The organism is Pseudoalteromonas sp. Z9A4 (assembly GCF_011378845.1).
GTDB classification, from domain to species: Bacteria; Pseudomonadota; Gammaproteobacteria; order Enterobacterales; family Alteromonadaceae; genus Pseudoalteromonas; species Pseudoalteromonas arctica.
In genome coordinates, this window is sequence record NZ_WTLA01000002.1 from 23,364 (window position 1) to 39,533 (window position 16,170).

Consider the following 16,170-nt stretch of genomic DNA (forward strand, 5'->3'; position numbering starts at 1 on the left):
AGCGTAGATCATATCAAACTCAATGAAATTAGGTCAAACCGAGAGGGTGTTACTGCGCCATTTTGATTATTTCATCCCAGTCATTTTTAGTAACAGGCATTATCGATAGTCGTCCGCCCTTTTTAAGTGCGATATCAGTAATATTATTATTGGCTTTAATATCTTTAAGGCTAATTAATTTTTTTAAATGGCTTTGGTAAGTAACTTCAACAACAACCCAGCGTGGTTTGTCGCTGGTGGCTTTTGCATCGTAATAGTCGCTACTTAAATCAAATTGAGTGGGGTCTGGGTAGGCATCGTGTGTCACTTCGGCAATACCCGCTACACCTACGTGTTTACAGCTTGAATGGTAAATCATCACTGAATCACCGACCTTAACGCCATCACGCATGAAGTTTCGCGCTTGGTAATTACGCACGCCTTCCCAAAGAGTCGTTTGTTTTGGTGCGTTTTTTAAATCATCTAATGAAAACGCATCGGGTTCAGTTTTAAATAGCCAGTAAGCCATAACAGTATTCCTAACAAATATTTACTTCCCACTATTGTATAGTATCATTTGGATACTAGGGTAATGAGGAAGAAGTAATGAGCCAAGTATTAGATGATTTATTGTCGTTGTTAACACTTGAAGAAATTGAGCAAGGTTTATATCGAGGACAAAGCCAAGATTTAGGCTTTGGTGCTGTGTTTGGCGGTCAAGTTATGGGGCAGGCGCTTTCTGCCGCTAAAGAAACTCTACCTGAGGGGCGTATAGTCCATTCATTACATTCTTACTTTTTACGCCCAGGCGATCCGGCTAAACCGATTGTTTATGATGTAGAAACTATTCGAGATGGTAAAAGCTTTAGTACTCGTCGTGTAAAAGCAATTCAGTACGGTAAGCCTATTTTTTATATGACCGCATCATTTCAGGGTGAAGAAAATGGTTTGTCACATCAAGCTACAATGCCTGATGTACCCGCACCTGAAGAATTACGTTCATCACTTGAATTTTACCAAGATAACGCTTCGCATATCCCTGAAGTCATCCGTAATAAGTTTACGCGTGAAATGCCAATTGAAATGCGACCAGTTACTTTTCATAACCCGTTTAAACCAGAGGTTATGGAGCCGGTAAAGCATATTTGGTTTAAAGCTAATGGTGAAATGCCAGACGATCAGCGCATCCACAATTACTTATTAGCATACGCCTCTGACTTTGAGTTTTTACCAACAGCATTGCAGCCTCATGGTGTATCGTTTATGCAGCCAAATATGCAAGTAGCTACTATTGATCATGCAATGTGGTTTCATCGCCCATTTAGAATGGATGATTGGATTTTGTATTCAATTGATAGTCCAAGTGCGAGTAATGGGTGTGGTTTGGTACGCGGGCAGTTTTTTGATCGCCAAGGCAACTTAGTTGCCTCAACAATGCAAGAAGGGGTTATGCGTCAGCGCTAACCCCCTTTTATAGATATAGTACTAGTTACACTGATCTTGTACTATATCGCTGATTGACTGCCAGACGCGTGCTGGCAGTAATGTTTTAAGGTGTGCGTAGGTTTCGCAAAGTTGTGTACTGCCTACTAAGCCTTTATCACCCTCTGTTATTAACGACTCGCCACGTAAGTTTTCGATAAAACTAACAAGTACTTTTTTATCAAAAAACTCAGGTGTTTTAATGCCATGCAGTGTGCCTAAACGTTGCGCTAAAACTTGGCTTTCTCGCTCTAGCTCAGCTTTTTCAATGCCATCACTTGTTTGAATAAAACCAATCACAATAGCGTATCGTTGCAGAGTAAAGCTAAGTGCTCGCCCAAGCATTTCAAGCTTAGCTAAGCAGTCATTACCGTTTGTTATATGAATGTTATCGCCATCAAACTCAATTAAGTTTTGATCTGCAAAGTTCGCTAAAATACGTGTAATGTAGTTTTCATCAAGAGGCTGTAAATACCACTCTTTGGCAAACAACGGATAAAACGTTTTTACAAGTTGCTGGCATTGCTCAATAGTTGTGCTGTGTTGTTTAAATAGATGTAGTGCAATTAAGCTTGGTACTGCAAACAAGTGCAAAATATTGTTTCGGTAGTAATTAAACAGTACTTTTTCTTTATCGCTAATAGTAATAATTTCGCCAAATTCATCACTGATAACTTCAAACTTATTCAGCTTTAATGCATGCGTTAGTAATTGCTCTGGTGTTTCGTCTGGCGCGGTTACTTTATCGCTATAGCTGGCATCACGCTGTAAACGCAGATAAAAATCAAGTTGTGCTAATAGCTTTGGTTTACTCAATGCTTGTTTATCGTTAACCAGCAATATCATCGCTAGTAAGTTAACCGCATTAAGCGCCGCTGCATTATTAATTTTAACCATTACTTGGTCGGCAAGTTTAGTTACTTGTGGCGCTAACCATTGCGGCTTTTGCACATCGGTAGGGTGTATTGAATCACGCCAATCAGGTTGGTTATCGTTTAAGTATTGGTTAATCGAGATTGGATCACCAAAGTTTAAATTACCACGACCGTAGTTTTTGAGGTTTTTGATTGCCTTAAAAATACCAAATATAGATTCGCCTTTTTTATCTTTTCCATCCAGCTCTTTAAGATAGGTGTTAATTTCCATTACATGCTCGTAGCCAATGTACACAGGAACGATAGATATTGGTCTGTCTATTCCGCGTAGCATTGCTTGTAATGTCATAGATAGCATACCTGTTTTAGGTGGAAGTAAGCGCCCAGTTCGGCTTCGACCGCCTTCCGTGTAAAACTTAACAGAGTAACCTTTAATAAACAGTTGGCTTAAATACTCTTTGAATATGGCAGAATAAAGTTTATTGCCTGCAAACGAGCGACGAATAAAGAATGCCCCAGAGCGTCTAAATATGCCACCGGCAGGGAAAAAGTTAAGATTTATACCTGCAGCTATATGTGGTGGAACTAAGCCTAAGTGGTAAATAGAGTAGGTAAGCAGTAAGTAATCCATATGGCTGCGATGACAAGGCATATAAATAATTTCATGGCCTTTATCTGTTAGTTCATGAATTTGTTCTGCGTGTTTAATATCAATACCGTTATAGAGCTTATTCCATAACCAAGTTAAAAATCGTTCAGCCACACGTATCATTGCTTCAGAGTAATTAGCCGCTATCTCATCAAGTAGCTTAAGTGCATTTTGGCGGGCTTCGGTTTGGCTAATATTTTTAGCTTTAGCTTCATCTTGAATTGCTTTTTTTATTGTAGGTGACGCTAATAATGAATTAAATAATTGCTCACGGGATGGCATTTTAGGGCCTGTAGCTGCTAGTTTTTGGCGCTTAAAATGAACTAGCGCTACACGCAGTAATTTATGTGGTAACTCACTTACGTCGGCTTTTTCATTGACTAAAAGCGATAAGTCGAGTGGTTGGCTAAAGCGAATAAAATTGTCGCGTCCTGAAAACAACACCACAAAAAGCTTTCTAAACCAGCTAGGAGTTAGAGAGTGCGTAATTAAAGTGCGTAGTCCCGGCTTTTCTTTTCCGGGGTCGCGACCCCATAAAATAGTAACAGGAACCACTTGTACGTTTTGCTGACCGCTTTTTATTAAGTACTCAATAATTTGTTTACTCTGGGCTAAAGCATTTGTTGGCTTAGCTTCATCACCAAACAATGGTGGTGGATTTTTAATACCAATAAAACGGTCTAAATCTTGGGTACCTAATACTTGTTCTTCAGTTGGGCTAGGTAGGCCATTTTTTTTACACGCATGTGCGAGAGCCGCTAAATCAAATCGTGAATTTAAACGCACTATATAAAATGTAGGGTACTCAGGGTTTAGATCATACTGTTTAATCGGATTTTCTGGCAGCACCTTGCTTTTTACAAATAAGCGGCTAAATCCAGCAGACATAACATTTAAACAATAATTTAAAATACGCATCGACTCACCATATTGAGAGTATTAAGGGCAAAATTAGCGCAGTAGGATACCATAATATCTAAAAATCCCTTAGTTCGCGTAATTAAATTAAGGTGTTAACTTGTTTATTGACTAACAGTAGAGTTATTAGTTCAAGTACAGCTAGCAAGCATGTATGGGTGCTTATTTAATCAAATTTATAGACATTGTATTGTTTCTAAATAGTTGTTGCATTTATCACCAATACCTCTATAATACGCAGGCTTTCAAAATTCCTCTGGGAACTAGAAAGGATAAATTAAGCTTGGATTTCAAGCTAATAAACAGGAGTTCCGATTTGGAACTCAACGTAGATATAATCAAACAGCCGACATCTTAAGTTTTAAGATTGTTTCGGTCGTTTCTTTATGCTCTTTTATATGCTCTTTATATTGAGGTTAAGAATGTCAAATCAACGCATTCGTATTCGCCTAAAAGCTTTTGACCACCGTTTGATTGACCAATCAACGGCAGAAATCGTGGAAACTGCGAAACGCACTGGCGCACAAGTACGTGGTCCAATCCCACTACCTACACGCTTTGAACGTTTTACTGTACTAACTTCACCGCACGTTAATAAAGATGCGCGTGATCAGTACGAGATCCGCACCCATAAACGTCTGATAGACATCGTAGAACCAACTGACAAGACTGTAGACGCGCTTATGCGTTTAGATCTTGCTGCTGGTGTTGATGTTCAAATCAGCCTGGGTTAATCGAAAGATTAGAGAGGTTTTAGGAAAATGGCATTAGGTCTAGTCGGTCGTAAAGTGGGTATGACACGAATCTTCACTGAAGATGGTGTATCTATCCCTGTGACAGTTATTGAAGCGACACCTAACCGCATTGCTCAGATCAAATCTGACGCAACAGACGGTTATAACGCGCTTCAAGTAACCGCAGGCACTAAAAAAGCAAGTCGTGTAAACAAAGCTAAAGCGGGTCATTTCGCTAAAGCTGGTGTTGAAGCGGGTCGCGGTCTGTGGGAATTCCGCCTTAACGGTGGTGAAGGCGATTTTGAAGTAGGCGCTGAGCTTACTGTTGAATTATTCAACGAAATCAACAAGGTTGACGTAACCGGTACTTCTAAAGGTAAAGGTTTCCAAGGTGGTGTTAAGCGCTGGAATTTCAGCATGCAAGACGCTACACATGGTAACTCTCTATCTCACCGTGCTCCTGGTTCAATCGGTCAAAACCAATCACCTGGTAAGGTGTTTAAAGGTAAGAAAATGGCCGGTCATATGGGTGCTGAGCGTGTAACGACTCAAAACTTAGAACTAGTTCGCGTTGACGCTGAGCGTAATTTGCTTTTAGTTAAGGGTGCAGTACCTGGAGCTATTGGCGGTGACGTTATCGTTAAACCAGCTGTTAAAGCATAAGTCCTGGAGATTTAGTGATGGAATTAGCAATTAAAGACGCTTCTGGCGGTCTTGAAGTTTCTGAAGCTACTTTTGGACGTGAGTTTAACGAAGCATTAGTACATCAAGTAGTTGTTGCATACGCAGCAGGTGCTCGTCAAGGTACTCGTGCTCAGAAGACACGTTCTGAAGTAAGCGGTGGTGGTAAAAAACCATGGGCTCAAAAAGGTACTGGCCGTGCACGTGCCGGTACAATCCGTAGCCCAATTTGGCGTTCAGGTGGCGTTAGCTTTGCAGCTAAACCACAAGACCACAGCCAAAAAGTAAACCGTAAAATGTACCGTGGTGCGATTAAAAGCATCTTATCTGAATTAGTTCGTCAAGAGCGTTTAATCGTTGTTGAAAGTTTTGCTCTAGCAGCACCAAAAACTAAAGAACTAGTTGCTAAGCTTAAAGAACTTGAGCTTAAAGATGTTCTTATCGTGACTGAAGAAGTAGATGAAAATCTTTTCTTATCGGCACGTAACCTTTATAAGGTTGACACACGTGATGTAGCTGGTATCGATCCTGTAAGCTTAATTGCTTTCGATAAGGTACTTATTACAGCCGCTGCTGTTAAGCAACTTGAGGAGGCGCTAGCATGATTCGCGAAGAACGTCTTTTAAAAGTGATCCTTGCTCCACATATCTCTGAAAAAAGCACAATTGCTGCTGAAGAAAACAATACTATTGTTTTTAAAGTAGTAAATGACGCAACTAAAGCTGAAATTAAAGTAGCAGTTGAGAAGCTTTTTGAAGTAGAAGTAACTGGTGTTCGCACACTTAACGTTAAGGGTAAAACAAAACGTACTGGCGCACGTTTCGGTCGTCGTAGCGACTGGAAGAAAGCTTACGTTACTCTTAAAGAAGGCAGCGAGCTAGACTTTGTCGGCGGCGCCGAGTAATAAGGGGATAGAATTATGGCACTTCAAAAGTGTAAGCCTACTTCTGCGGGCCGTCGTCACCTAGTTAAAGTGGTTAACTCTGATCTACATAAGGGTAAGCCATACGCACCACTTTTAGAGAAAAACTCTAAATCAGGTGGTCGTAATAACAATGGTCGTATTACGGTTCGTCATATCGGTGGTGGTCATAAACAACACTACCGTTTAATCGATTTTAAACGTACTAAAGATGGCATTCCAGCTACTGTTGAACGTTTAGAATACGATCCAAATCGTAGCGCAAACATCGCTCTTGTATTATATGCAGACGGTGAGCGTCGTTACATTATCGCACCTAAAGGCTTAAAAGCTGGCGATGCAATCCAGTCTGGTGTTGATGCACCAATCAAGCCTGGTAATGCATTACCAATGCGTAATATGCCTGTAGGTTCGACTGTTCACAACGTAGAATTAAAACCAGGTAAAGGTGCTCAAATCGCACGTTCTGCTGGTGCATACGTTCAAATCCTTGCTCGTGATGGTCAGTATGTAACATTACGTCTTCGTTCAGGCGAAGTTCGTAAAGTTGAATCTGATTGTCGTGCGACTCTAGGTGAAGTAGGCAATGCTGAGCATATGCTTCGTTCACTTGGTAAAGCAGGTGCAAATCGCTGGCGTGGTATTCGTCCGACAGTTCGTGGTGTTGCCATGAACCCGGTAGATCACCCACACGGTGGTGGTGAAGGTCGTACATCTGGTGGTCGTCATCCTGTGTCTCCATGGGGTAAACCGACTAAAGGTGCGAAGACGCGTAAGAACAAGCGTACGGATAAATTTATAGTACGTCGTCGTACTAAGTAATATTGAGGAATAGCCATGCCACGCTCTCTCAAGAAGGGTCCTTTTATAGACCTACACTTGCTGAAGAAGGTAGAGAAAGCTTTGGAAAGCGGTGAGAAAAAGCCAATTAAAACTTGGAGCCGTCGTTCAATGATCATACCTAACATGATCGGATTGACCATTGCTGTCCATAATGGTCGCCAGCACGTACCAGTTTTCGTTTCTGACGAAATGATCGGTCACAAACTAGGTGAATTTGCACCAACTCGCACTTACCGTGGCCATGCTGCGGATAAGAAAGCGAAGAAACGATAAGAGGGGAAGATAAATGCAAGCATTAGCTAAACATAAATTCGCCTCTGGTTCGGCGCAAAAAGCACGTCTAGTTGCAGATCAGATCCGCGGGTTACCTGTAGATCGCGCACTAGAAATCCTGGCGTACAGCCCTAAGAAAGCGGCTGTATTAGTTAAGAAAGTACTTGAGTCTGCTATTGCTAACGCAGAGCATAACGAAGGTGCTGACATTGATGAGCTTCGTATAACAACGATCTTTGTGGACGATGGTCCTACAATGAAACGTATTATGCCTCGTGCTAAAGGACGCGCAGACCGCATCCTTAAGCGTACAAGCCATATCACTGTTATGGTTTCAGATAGCTAGGAGTATAAGTAATGGGACAAAAAGTTCATCCTACTGGTATTCGCCTAGGTATATCTAAACCTTGGGTTTCTACCTGGTACGCGAGTTCAAAAGATTTCTCTGCACAGCTTTTTGGCGATCACAAAGTTCGTACATTCCTTACTAAGGAATTGAAAACGGCTTCTGTGTCTAAAATCGTTATTGAGCGTCCAGCAAAATCAATCCGTGTAACAATTCATACGGCTCGTCCGGGTGTTGTTATCGGTAAAAAAGGCGAAGACGTAGAAAAATTACGTCAAGCGGTAACTAAAATCGCTGGTGTACCTGCTCAGATTAATATCTCTGAAGTACGTAAACCAGAACTAGATGCACAACTAGTAGCAGACGGCATTGCCTCTCAACTAGAACGTCGTGTTATGTTCCGTCGCGCTATGAAGCGTTCGGTACAAAATGCAATGCGCATCGGTTCTAAAGGGATTAAAGTTGAAGTTAGCGGTCGTCTTGGCGGCGCTGAAATCGCACGTTCAGAATGGTATCGTGAAGGTCGTGTACCTCTACATACTCTTCGTGCTGATATCGATTACGCAACTTCTGAAGCCTTAACCACTTATGGTATCATTGGTGTTAAAGTTTGGATCTTCAAAGGCGAAGTTATTGGTGGTTTACCACTAGTACAAGAGCAAGAGAAGCCAGCTAAACGCGCACCAAAGAAAGCCAAGAAAAGTGCTAAGTAGAGGTAGCGACTAATGTTACAGCCAAAACGTACAAAATTCCGTAAAATGCACAAAGGCCGCAACCGCGGTTTAGCGCAAAACGGTAACAAAGTAAGCTTCGGTACTTTCGGATTGAAAGCAACTGGCCGTGGCCGTATGACTGCTCGTCAAATCGAAGCAGCTCGTCGTGCTATGACGCGTCACGTGAAACGTCAAGGTAAAATCTGGATCCGTGTCTTCCCTGACAAACCGATTACAGAAAAACCTCTTGAAGTTCGTATGGGTAAAGGTAAAGGTTCTGTTGAATATTGGGTTGCTGAAATTCAGCCTGGTAAAGTACTTTACGAAATGGAAGGTGTTTCAGAAGAGCTTGCTCGTGAAGCGTTTGACCTTGCTGCTCGTAAATTGCCATTCAAAACAACTTTCGTAACTCGGACGGTAATGTGATGAAAGCTAGCGAACTAAAAGACAAAAGCGTAGAAGAGCTTAATGCTGAACTTCTAGGACTACTTCGTGAGCAATTTAATATGCGCATGCAAGCTAGCACTGGTCAGTTAGCTCAGACACACACGCTAAGAACAGTACGCCGCGATATCGCGCGTGTAAAAACAGTTATTAACCAGAAGGCAGGTCAATAATGAGCGATAAAATTCGTACTCTTCAAGGCCGTGTAATCAGCGACAAGATGGAAAAATCTTTCACTATCGCTATCGCACGTTATGTGAAGCACCCAATTTATGGGAAATTCATTAAACGTACGACTAAGTTACACGTACATGACGAAAATAACACAGCAAAAGCGGGTGACGTAGTTACTATCCGTGAATGCGCACCAATTTCTAAGAATAAATCTTGGACTTTAGTAGACGTTATTTCTAGTCCAAAACAAGCTTAATTTTTTAATTAAGTTAGTTTTGTAAAAAAAGCCCTGGCAATTAGCCGGGGCTTTTTGTTTTCTGGAACTGTCTTGTCCTGAAACGTGTTTACACATTTAGGGCTTATTTTATGAAAACTATTAAAACTAAAGACGTTAAGCGAGTTGGTATTATCTTTTTATCAGAAATACAAAAGCATGCAGAGTAGTTATTTGGGCTTGTGTCATCAACTACGTTGTTGCCATATACTTTTTAGTATCAGAGCTAGTGGCTGAATCATAAAAGCTAGATCATAAGCTTACATATCTCAGTAACTTTTATGCTTGCTATAGGCATCTAAGCCGTTGTGTTACTTTTCTCTTACTTTATTTCAATGTTACAGTTTTAAGGTATCGAAAATAGACATCCATACACAACTTTCATCATCAGCTTATCTGGTTTTTTTATGTCTAAAACCTCAATTTATCGCCTTAAACTAATATTCTGGTATGATTGGTAAATATGCGCTTTTGAATGAATTTTTGAGGTAGTAATGACGCGTAGTTTTGAATTTCATTTGACTGATGAAGTAGCCACGGTCGCAATGGGTAATTGCGTTGCTGATATTATAGAGCAAGGTGCGGTTATTTATTTACATGGTGACTTAGGCGCTGGTAAAACAACGTTTACTCGAGGTGTAGTGCAAGGCTTTGGACATACAGGCAAAGTTAAAAGCCCAACGTATACACTTGTTGAACCTTATGAACTCGAGCGCGCAAATGTTTATCATTTTGATTTATACCGCTTAGGTGACCCTGAAGAACTAGAATACATGGGAATACGCGATTATTTTTCACCAGATGCAATTTGCGTTGTTGAGTGGCCAGAAAAAGGTGGTGAATTTATTCCTGTGCCTGATTTAGATATTACTCTCAGCTATATGGGTAACGAACGTAAAATTGTTATTAATAGCGCCAGTGAGCGTGGTGTAGCAATTGTCGAAAAACTAAATAACAAATAATAATATAGTTAAGGCAGTAATTATCAAATGAGCCGAGGTGTAGTTAAACTCTTTATTTACCTTATGGTTATTACCATAAGCTTGCCGCTGTGGGCCAAAAATACAATTAATAGTGTACGCGTATGGCCGTCCCCTGATAGTACGCGTGTGGTATTTGATTTAAATGATAAGCCTGACTTTAGCTATTTCATGCTTAAAAACCCAAGCCGCTTAGTAATTGATTTAGAAAACACTAGCGAGTTAAAAATACTACCAGGTGTACCACCAAAACATCAAATAGTGAGCAAGCTACGCTACTCAAAACCTAAAAATAAGCACAGTGTTCGGTTAGTGTTTGAATTAAACGCACCAGTAAAGCCAGTTGTATTTGCTTTAGCGCCTACAGGCCCTTATAAAAATAGGCTCGTTGTTGATTTATACAATAAAAGCCAAGCTGCCACAGTTGTTTCTCCTGCTCAAACAGCAGCTAAAAACCGCCAGTTAAGCCAAGAGCGCGATATTGTGATTGCAATTGATCCGGGTCATGGCGGCGAAGATCCAGGTTCAATTGGTCCCTCTGGCACGTACGAAAAAACAGTAACACTGCAAATTGCAAAACGTTTAGAGCGTATGATTGATGGCGAACGTGGGATGATTTCGCGCATGGTACGAAGCGGTGACTACTTTGTAAAACTTAATACGCGTACCAATCGTGCTCGTGAAAAAAAGGCCGACTTTTTTGTCTCTATTCACGCTGATGCATTTACGAGCCCGGGACCAAATGGTGCCTCGGTTTGGGTGTTGTCGTTAAGGCGTGCTAATTCAGAGATAGGTAAATGGATAGAAGATAAAGAAAAGCACTCTGAGCTTTTAGGTGGCGCTGCGGATGTAATGAAAGATGCCGCTAACGAAAAATACTTAGCGCAAGCATTACTTGATATGTCGATGGATCACTCTATGAAAACCGGCTTAAACGTAGCTGACGAAGTGATTAAAGAGCTACGTAAAGTTGCTAAGCTGCATAAAAAAGATCCCCAACATGCGAGTCTTGCTGTACTTAAATCACCAGATATCCCATCAATTTTAGTAGAAACAGGGTTTATATCTAACCCACGAGAAGAAAAGCTGCTTAAAAGTGCTAACCATCAAGAGCGTTTGGCTAAAGCTATATTTACTTCAATTAAAAATTACTATTTAAAAAATCCACCTGATGACTCTTTATTTGCTAAATTAAAGTCGCAATATCCAACAAAGCACAAGGTACGCCCGGGTGAATCTTTAAGTATGTTGGCGAGTCGCTATGGCGTTACAGTCAACAAATTAAAACAAGTTAATAAGCTTAGCTCTAATACTTTGTTTATTGGGCAAGAGCTCGATATACCACAAAGTTAGTCATTATTATTAGCGCAATGCTTGCTAGGAAATCTCATGAATATTGAAATATTACCCGCGCGTTTAGCTAACCAAATTGCCGCAGGCGAAGTGGTTGAGCGCCCAGCGTCGGTAGTAAAAGAGCTAGTCGAAAACAGTTTAGATGCTGGCGCTACACGTATTCAGATAGATATAGAGCGTGGCGGTCATAAGCTTATTCGTATACGTGATAACGGTTCAGGGATAAGTAAAGATGAGCTAACGCTCGCGCTTTCTCGTCACGCTACGAGTAAATTAAAATCTCTAGATGACCTTGAAAATATTTGTTCACTTGGTTTTAGGGGGGAAGCGCTTGCGTCAATTAGCTCTGTATCGCGTTTAACGCTGAGCTCAAAACCAAAAGATCAAGAAGCTGCTTGGCAAGCATTTGCAGAAGGTCGCGATATGGCCGTGCAAGTAAAGCCAGTAGCGCACCCTGATGGCACAACCATTGAAGTAAAAGATTTATTTTTTAACACCCCAGCTCGTCGTAAATTCTTGCGTACCGAAAAAACTGAATTTAGCCATATTGATGAGTTGATAAAGCGCATTGCGCTTAGTCGCTTTGATGTCTCTATTACACTAACTCACAACGAAAAAGTAGTAAGGCAGTATCGTGCAAAGACAGATCCCTCTCAGGCTATTACACGTGTCGCCCAAGTTGCAGGTAAGGCTTTTGCTGAGCAAGGTTTGCATATTCAATCAGGAGAGGGTGGCTTACAGTTGCATGGTTGGGTGCTACCTGTAGGTTCAGCTAATACGACTCAGTATACTTATGTTAATAATCGTATGATGCGCGATAAACTTATTCTGCATGCTATACGCCAGGCATTTGAAGAAGTGAGTGGAACACAAGAATTACCCGGTTTTGTCATTTATATTGATATAGACCCTCGGCAGGTTGATGTAAATGTTCATCCAGCTAAGCATGAAGTGCGTTTTCATCAAGGGCGCTTAATTCATGACTTTATATTACAGGCTATTAAGCAAGTGGTAGTGCCGCTGCAAGGTGAGTTTACGAATGAACCGCTTAGCTCTGAGGTGGAATCTGCGCCTGTGTTTATGGGTTCAGCGCATAGTAGTTCTAATGATACAAAAGCGGATGGAGTATTTGATTACCCTAAATCGCAATTACAATCCTCTTACTCTGGAAGTGCTTGTAGTTCCTCATCAGGTACTAGAAGTGTTGGCGGTGGCGGGGCATACCGTGCTACACCAAGTACGAGCCATCATGATGTAAACGCGTTTTATCAAGGTGTGAGTGAGCAACACGCTGCGCATTTTGATAATGTAGCAAACATACCCGTAGCACAACACCAGTTAGAGTCTGCGCATAATGTTTTAAAGACAGTTTCAATCATCAGTGTTAATGAAGGTGCGTGTGTATTTAGTGTTGAGCAGCAATTGTATTGCTCACATTTCAAATATGCATTGGTAGATGATTGGCATAATCAAATTAAAGAGTCCGGAAGTTTAGAAGGGAAAGCTCTTTTGCTGCCCGTAAGAGTAAACTTATCAAAAGAAGATTGCTTACTTATAGAAGCTCAGCAATCGTGGTTTACTTTACTTGGTTTTGAACTCGTAATAGAAAAACAGTTTGTAATGGTTAAAAAATTGCCAGCGTGCTTATATTTACTTGATGTAAGTACAGCGATAGGTGAGCTACTTGATGGGTGTAAAGCAGGGCTTGAAAATATAGAGAATTGGTTAGAGTGGCAGATAAAATGTGTACCTCCCCGGTTTTATTTAAGCAATGTGTTTTTAGCGCAACAAATGCGCTTACAAAATAATCCGCAAACTATTGAACGCTTACGCGAAAAAGCAGTTAAAATAGAGCTAAATCACTATTTAATGCAATTAGATTAAGGTATCAGTGTTGAGTAATTTACCAGTCATATTTTTAATGGGTCCAACTGCTGCTGGTAAAACAGCATTGGCAATCTCACTGTGCGAGCATTTAAATACAGAAATAATCAGCGTTGATTCAGCGTTAGTGTATAAAGATATGAACATTGGTACTGCAAAACCCGATGCAGAAGAACTTGCTAAAGCTCCGCATCATCTGATCGACTTACTTGACCCGAGTGAAACATATTCAGTTGCTGATTTTAGGCGCGATGCAGTACAAAAAATTGACGAATTTCATAGACAAGGTAAAGTACCTGTATTGGTTGGAGGTACAATGTTGTACTTTAAATCTTTAATTGATGGTTTATCGCCTTTGCCTGAAGCAGATACAGTAATAAGATCAGAGCTAGAAGCACAAGCTAAAGAATTTGGCTGGCCTCATTTATATAAAGAATTAGTTAAAGTTGACCCAAAAGCAGCCGAAAAAATAAGTGAGAATGACTCACAAAGAATTAATCGAGCTTTAGAGGTTTACAGGTTAACTGGTAAGACCATGACTGAGTTGCAAAAGCAAAAACAGCCGGCTTTACCTTATACTTTTCATCAATTTGCGATTGCACCGCAAGAACGTAGCGAATTACATCGCCGAATTGAAGAAAGGTTTAAAATAATGATTGATCAGGGGTTTGAAAATGAAGTTTCGACCCTATATCTACGTAAGGATTTACACCCCAATATGCCTTCTATTCGTTGTGTTGGTTATAGACAAATGTGGGATTACCTTGCGGGTGAAACAAGCCATGATGAAATGGTTTTTCGTGGCATCGCAGCAACACGTCAATTGGCAAAACGTCAGTTAACGTGGCTTCGTAGCTGGCCTGATGTTACTTGGTTAACAACGGGTGACGAAGAAAACTTGCATCGTGTAGTAAGTTCGCTAAGCTAGTAGTAGTTGAATATTGTTTTTTATCAAATAAGTTCAGCCACTTAATTATAATAACACCTAGAACGAAGGAACAATAACATGGCAAAAGGCCAATCGTTACAAGACCCATTTTTGAATGCACTACGACGTGAGCGCATTCCAGTATCAATCTTTTTGGTAAATGGCATAAAATTACAAGGCAAAATTCAGTCATTTGACCAATTTGTTATTTTACTAGAGAACACCGTAAATCAAATGGTTTATAAGCATGCAATTTCAACAGTTGTCCCTGCTCGCGCAGTTAACTTCCAAGCAGTTCAAGGGAGTGAAGACACTGAAGAACCAGAAGCTGGTAACTTTTAATTAGGAGCATAATGTTTGTTTGACCGCTATGAATCCGGCGAACAGGCAATTTTAGTTCATATCGACTTACCTAAAGAAGGGGATCGTGAAGATCTTCATGAATTAGAAATGTTGGTATCTTCTGCTGGTGTTAGTAGTTTGGCGGTTGTGCAAGGCAGCCGTCAAGCACCACATCCGAAACTATTCGTCGGTACCGGTAAAGCAGAAGAAATAGCTGAGATTGTCAAAATCCACAATGCAGATGTCGTAATTTTCAATCATCAACTCAGGCCGTCACAAGAGCGTAATTTAGAGCGTGTTTGTCAGTGTCGTGTGCTTGATAGAACGACGCTAATTCTTGATATTTTTGCCCAACGTGCACGTACCCATGAGGGTAAGCTGCAGGTTGAATTGGCACAACTTCGCCATATGTCGACTCGATTAATTCGGGGCTGGACCCATCTTGAACGCCAAAAAGGCGGGATTGGTTTACGTGGACCTGGTGAAACCCAACTTGAAACAGATAGACGATTACTTCGTGCCCGAATTCAAAATATCCGTGCGCGTTTAGCTAAAGTAGCAGTGCAACGCGAACAAGGTAGGCGAGCTCGTACTCGTAACGAAATACCTACGGTATCGTTAGTTGGCTATACCAATGCGGGTAAATCTACATTATTTAATCGAATTACGAATTCAGATGTATATGCGGCCGATCAGTTGTTTGCAACGCTTGACCCGACTCTACGTAAGCTTGAATTAGGTGATGTTGGTCCTGTTATCTTAGCTGATACAGTGGGCTTTATTCGTCATTTACCGCACGACTTAGTTGCTGCTTTTAAAGCAACGCTAACTGAAACTCGTGAAGCTGATTTACAGTTACATGTAATTGACGCAGCAGACTCTCGTCTTCAAGAAAATATTGAACAAGTACAATCGGTGCTTAAAGAAATTGAAGCCGATGAAGTACCACAGCTATTAATTTATAATAAAATTGATGCGCTGGATAACGTAAGCCCACGTATTGATCGAGATGACGAAGGCCAACCTATAAGAGTATGGCTTAGCGCTCAGACTGGTGAAGGGTGTGAATTACTTAGTGAGGCTATTAGTGAACTGCTTGCTAAGAAGATGTTTAACGAAACATTATTTCTTACGCCATTGTATGGTCGCCTAAGGGCTGCATTGTTTAGTTTAAATGCAGTACATGAAGAACGCTTTGATGAGCAAGGTAATTGGCTGTTAGATGTTAGAATGCCAATGGTTGAGTGGAATCGTTTAATTAAAGAATTTGGTCCTGAAATTGCTGGTTTTATCAACCGTAATTAAAAATTGACGTTTTAATGTCGGTTTTTGTATGAGAAACGCGGTAGATTTGTTAGATTTAACACAATTTCCTA

The 16,170-nt window shown here is 40.8% G+C and carries 20 protein-coding genes; 18 read left to right on the plus strand and 2 right to left on the minus strand.

The annotated features are described in order from the left end of the window. Positions 1 to 49: 49 nt before the first annotated feature. A complete protein-coding gene (locus GQR54_RS01730) occupies positions 50 to 508 on the minus strand; it encodes an EVE domain-containing protein (RefSeq protein ID WP_166376365.1) in 459 nt (152 codons plus the stop codon). A gap of 77 nt (positions 509 to 585) precedes the next feature. Between GQR54_RS01730 and tesB the strand changes: the two genes are divergently transcribed. Further along, positions 586 to 1,443, plus strand: coding sequence for an acyl-CoA thioesterase II (tesB, locus tag GQR54_RS01735; RefSeq protein ID WP_002957902.1), 858 nt, complete (start codon positions 586 to 588; stop codon positions 1,441 to 1,443). A 21-nt stretch (positions 1,444 to 1,464) separates the two neighbouring features. Here the strand turns inward: tesB and plsB are convergent, their stop codons facing one another. Next, positions 1,465 to 3,903, minus strand: a complete 2,439-nt coding sequence (gene plsB / locus GQR54_RS01740; protein WP_166376366.1) for a glycerol-3-phosphate 1-O-acyltransferase PlsB — start codon at positions 3,901 to 3,903, stop codon at positions 1,465 to 1,467. 422 nt (positions 3,904 to 4,325) lie between these two features. On the opposite strand from plsB, the gene rpsJ reads away from it, so the two are divergent. The 17 genes from rpsJ to hflX all read left to right on the plus strand — a co-directional run bounded on the left by rpsJ (position 4,326) and on the right by hflX (position 16,099). After that, positions 4,326 to 4,637, plus strand: coding sequence for a 30S ribosomal protein S10 (gene rpsJ, locus GQR54_RS01745; RefSeq protein ID WP_002957900.1), 312 nt, complete (start codon positions 4,326 to 4,328; stop codon positions 4,635 to 4,637). A 27-nt stretch (positions 4,638 to 4,664) separates the two neighbouring features. After that, positions 4,665 to 5,300 carry a 50S ribosomal protein L3 gene (gene rplC / locus GQR54_RS01750; RefSeq protein ID WP_002957898.1) on the plus strand — a complete coding sequence of 212 codons (636 nt, stop codon included), beginning with the start codon at positions 4,665 to 4,667 and terminating at the stop codon, positions 5,298 to 5,300. 17 nt (positions 5,301 to 5,317) lie between these two features. Further along, positions 5,318 to 5,923: a 50S ribosomal protein L4 gene (gene rplD / locus GQR54_RS01755; protein ID WP_002957897.1), complete on the plus strand. Its 606-nt coding sequence runs from the start codon at positions 5,318 to 5,320 to the stop codon at positions 5,921 to 5,923. Beyond that, on the plus strand, positions 5,920 to 6,222 hold the full coding sequence (rplW, locus tag GQR54_RS01760) for a 50S ribosomal protein L23 (RefSeq protein ID WP_002957896.1): 303 nt from the start codon (positions 5,920 to 5,922) through the stop codon (positions 6,220 to 6,222). The genes rplD and rplW overlap by 4 nt, the downstream gene beginning before the upstream one ends. Positions 6,223 to 6,237: 15 nt before the next feature. After that, entirely contained in the window at positions 6,238 to 7,062 is an 825-nt protein-coding gene (gene rplB / locus GQR54_RS01765) for a 50S ribosomal protein L2 (RefSeq protein WP_002957895.1), read from the plus strand. Between the two features lie 15 nt (positions 7,063 to 7,077). Beyond that, a complete protein-coding gene (gene rpsS, locus GQR54_RS01770) occupies positions 7,078 to 7,356 on the plus strand; it encodes a 30S ribosomal protein S19 (protein ID WP_004588689.1) in 279 nt (92 codons plus the stop codon). 13 nt (positions 7,357 to 7,369) lie between these two features. Further along, a complete protein-coding gene (gene rplV / locus GQR54_RS01775) occupies positions 7,370 to 7,702 on the plus strand; it encodes a 50S ribosomal protein L22 (protein ID WP_002957892.1) in 333 nt (110 codons plus the stop codon). 11 nt (positions 7,703 to 7,713) lie between these two features. After that, complete coding sequence (gene rpsC / locus GQR54_RS01780) at positions 7,714 to 8,415, plus strand: 30S ribosomal protein S3 (RefSeq protein WP_002957891.1); 702 nt, start codon at positions 7,714 to 7,716, stop codon at positions 8,413 to 8,415. Between the two features lie 12 nt (positions 8,416 to 8,427). Continuing rightward, positions 8,428 to 8,841, plus strand: coding sequence for a 50S ribosomal protein L16 (rplP, locus tag GQR54_RS01785; protein ID WP_002957890.1), 414 nt, complete (start codon positions 8,428 to 8,430; stop codon positions 8,839 to 8,841). Beyond that, on the plus strand, positions 8,841 to 9,032 hold the full coding sequence (gene rpmC / locus GQR54_RS01790) for a 50S ribosomal protein L29 (RefSeq protein WP_002957889.1): 192 nt from the start codon (positions 8,841 to 8,843) through the stop codon (positions 9,030 to 9,032). Before rplP ends, rpmC begins: the two co-directional genes overlap by 1 nt. Further along, on the plus strand, positions 9,032 to 9,289 hold the full coding sequence (gene rpsQ / locus GQR54_RS01795) for a 30S ribosomal protein S17 (RefSeq protein ID WP_002957888.1): 258 nt from the start codon (positions 9,032 to 9,034) through the stop codon (positions 9,287 to 9,289). The genes rpmC and rpsQ overlap by 1 nt, the downstream gene beginning before the upstream one ends. 512 nt (positions 9,290 to 9,801) lie before the next feature. Beyond that, a complete protein-coding gene (gene tsaE / locus GQR54_RS01800; protein WP_007586392.1) occupies positions 9,802 to 10,269 on the plus strand; it encodes a tRNA (adenosine(37)-N6)-threonylcarbamoyltransferase complex ATPase subunit type 1 TsaE in 468 nt (155 codons plus the stop codon). Positions 10,270 to 10,296: 27 nt separating this feature from the next. After that, positions 10,297 to 11,640, plus strand: coding sequence for an N-acetylmuramoyl-L-alanine amidase (locus GQR54_RS01805; RefSeq protein ID WP_166376367.1), 1,344 nt, complete (start codon positions 10,297 to 10,299; stop codon positions 11,638 to 11,640). 36 nt (positions 11,641 to 11,676) lie between these two features. Next, positions 11,677 to 13,524 carry a DNA mismatch repair endonuclease MutL gene (mutL, locus tag GQR54_RS01810; protein ID WP_166376368.1) on the plus strand — a complete coding sequence of 616 codons (1,848 nt, stop codon included), beginning with the start codon at positions 11,677 to 11,679 and terminating at the stop codon, positions 13,522 to 13,524. Between the two features lie 10 nt (positions 13,525 to 13,534). Then, positions 13,535 to 14,452, plus strand: coding sequence for a tRNA (adenosine(37)-N6)-dimethylallyltransferase MiaA (miaA, locus tag GQR54_RS01815; protein ID WP_007586400.1), 918 nt, complete (start codon positions 13,535 to 13,537; stop codon positions 14,450 to 14,452). A 78-nt stretch (positions 14,453 to 14,530) separates the two neighbouring features. Next, entirely contained in the window at positions 14,531 to 14,794 is a 264-nt protein-coding gene (gene hfq / locus GQR54_RS01820) for an RNA chaperone Hfq (protein ID WP_007586402.1), read from the plus strand. 15 nt (positions 14,795 to 14,809) lie between these two features. Next, on the plus strand, positions 14,810 to 16,099 hold the full coding sequence (hflX, locus tag GQR54_RS01825) for a ribosome rescue GTPase HflX (RefSeq protein ID WP_007586404.1): 1,290 nt from the start codon (positions 14,810 to 14,812) through the stop codon (positions 16,097 to 16,099). Positions 16,100 to 16,170: the final 71 nt, after the last annotated feature.

Excerpts from the sequence above, each read along its gene's own strand:
- rpsQ (WP_002957888.1), top strand. The coding sequence starts at position 9,032 with ATGAGCGATAAAATTCGTACTCTTCAAGGCCGTGTAATCAGCGACAAG.
- rplD (WP_002957897.1), top strand. The coding sequence starts at position 5,318 with ATGGAATTAGCAATTAAAGACGCTTCTGGCGGTCTTGAAGTTTCTGAA.
- GQR54_RS01730 (WP_166376365.1), bottom strand. The coding sequence starts at position 508 with ATGGCTTACTGGCTATTTAAAACTGAACCCGATGCGTTTTCATTAGAT.
- rplP (WP_002957890.1), top strand. The coding sequence starts at position 8,428 with ATGTTACAGCCAAAACGTACAAAATTCCGTAAAATGCACAAAGGCCGC.
- rpmC (WP_002957889.1), top strand. The coding sequence starts at position 8,841 with ATGAAAGCTAGCGAACTAAAAGACAAAAGCGTAGAAGAGCTTAATGCT.
- GQR54_RS01805 (WP_166376367.1), top strand. The coding sequence starts at position 10,297 with ATGAGCCGAGGTGTAGTTAAACTCTTTATTTACCTTATGGTTATTACC.
- rplC (WP_002957898.1), top strand. The coding sequence starts at position 4,665 with ATGGCATTAGGTCTAGTCGGTCGTAAAGTGGGTATGACACGAATCTTC.
- rplB (WP_002957895.1), top strand. The coding sequence starts at position 6,238 with ATGGCACTTCAAAAGTGTAAGCCTACTTCTGCGGGCCGTCGTCACCTA.
- rplW (WP_002957896.1), top strand. The coding sequence starts at position 5,920 with ATGATTCGCGAAGAACGTCTTTTAAAAGTGATCCTTGCTCCACATATC.
- hfq (WP_007586402.1), top strand. The coding sequence starts at position 14,531 with ATGGCAAAAGGCCAATCGTTACAAGACCCATTTTTGAATGCACTACGA.
- tesB (WP_002957902.1), top strand. The coding sequence starts at position 586 with ATGAGCCAAGTATTAGATGATTTATTGTCGTTGTTAACACTTGAAGAA.
- mutL (WP_166376368.1), top strand. The coding sequence starts at position 11,677 with ATGAATATTGAAATATTACCCGCGCGTTTAGCTAACCAAATTGCCGCA.
- rpsC (WP_002957891.1), top strand. The coding sequence starts at position 7,714 with ATGGGACAAAAAGTTCATCCTACTGGTATTCGCCTAGGTATATCTAAA.
- tsaE (WP_007586392.1), top strand. The coding sequence starts at position 9,802 with ATGACGCGTAGTTTTGAATTTCATTTGACTGATGAAGTAGCCACGGTC.
- rplV (WP_002957892.1), top strand. The coding sequence starts at position 7,370 with ATGCAAGCATTAGCTAAACATAAATTCGCCTCTGGTTCGGCGCAAAAA.
- plsB (WP_166376366.1), bottom strand. The coding sequence starts at position 3,903 with ATGCGTATTTTAAATTATTGTTTAAATGTTATGTCTGCTGGATTTAGC.
- rpsJ (WP_002957900.1), top strand. The coding sequence starts at position 4,326 with ATGTCAAATCAACGCATTCGTATTCGCCTAAAAGCTTTTGACCACCGT.
- rpsS (WP_004588689.1), top strand. The coding sequence starts at position 7,078 with ATGCCACGCTCTCTCAAGAAGGGTCCTTTTATAGACCTACACTTGCTG.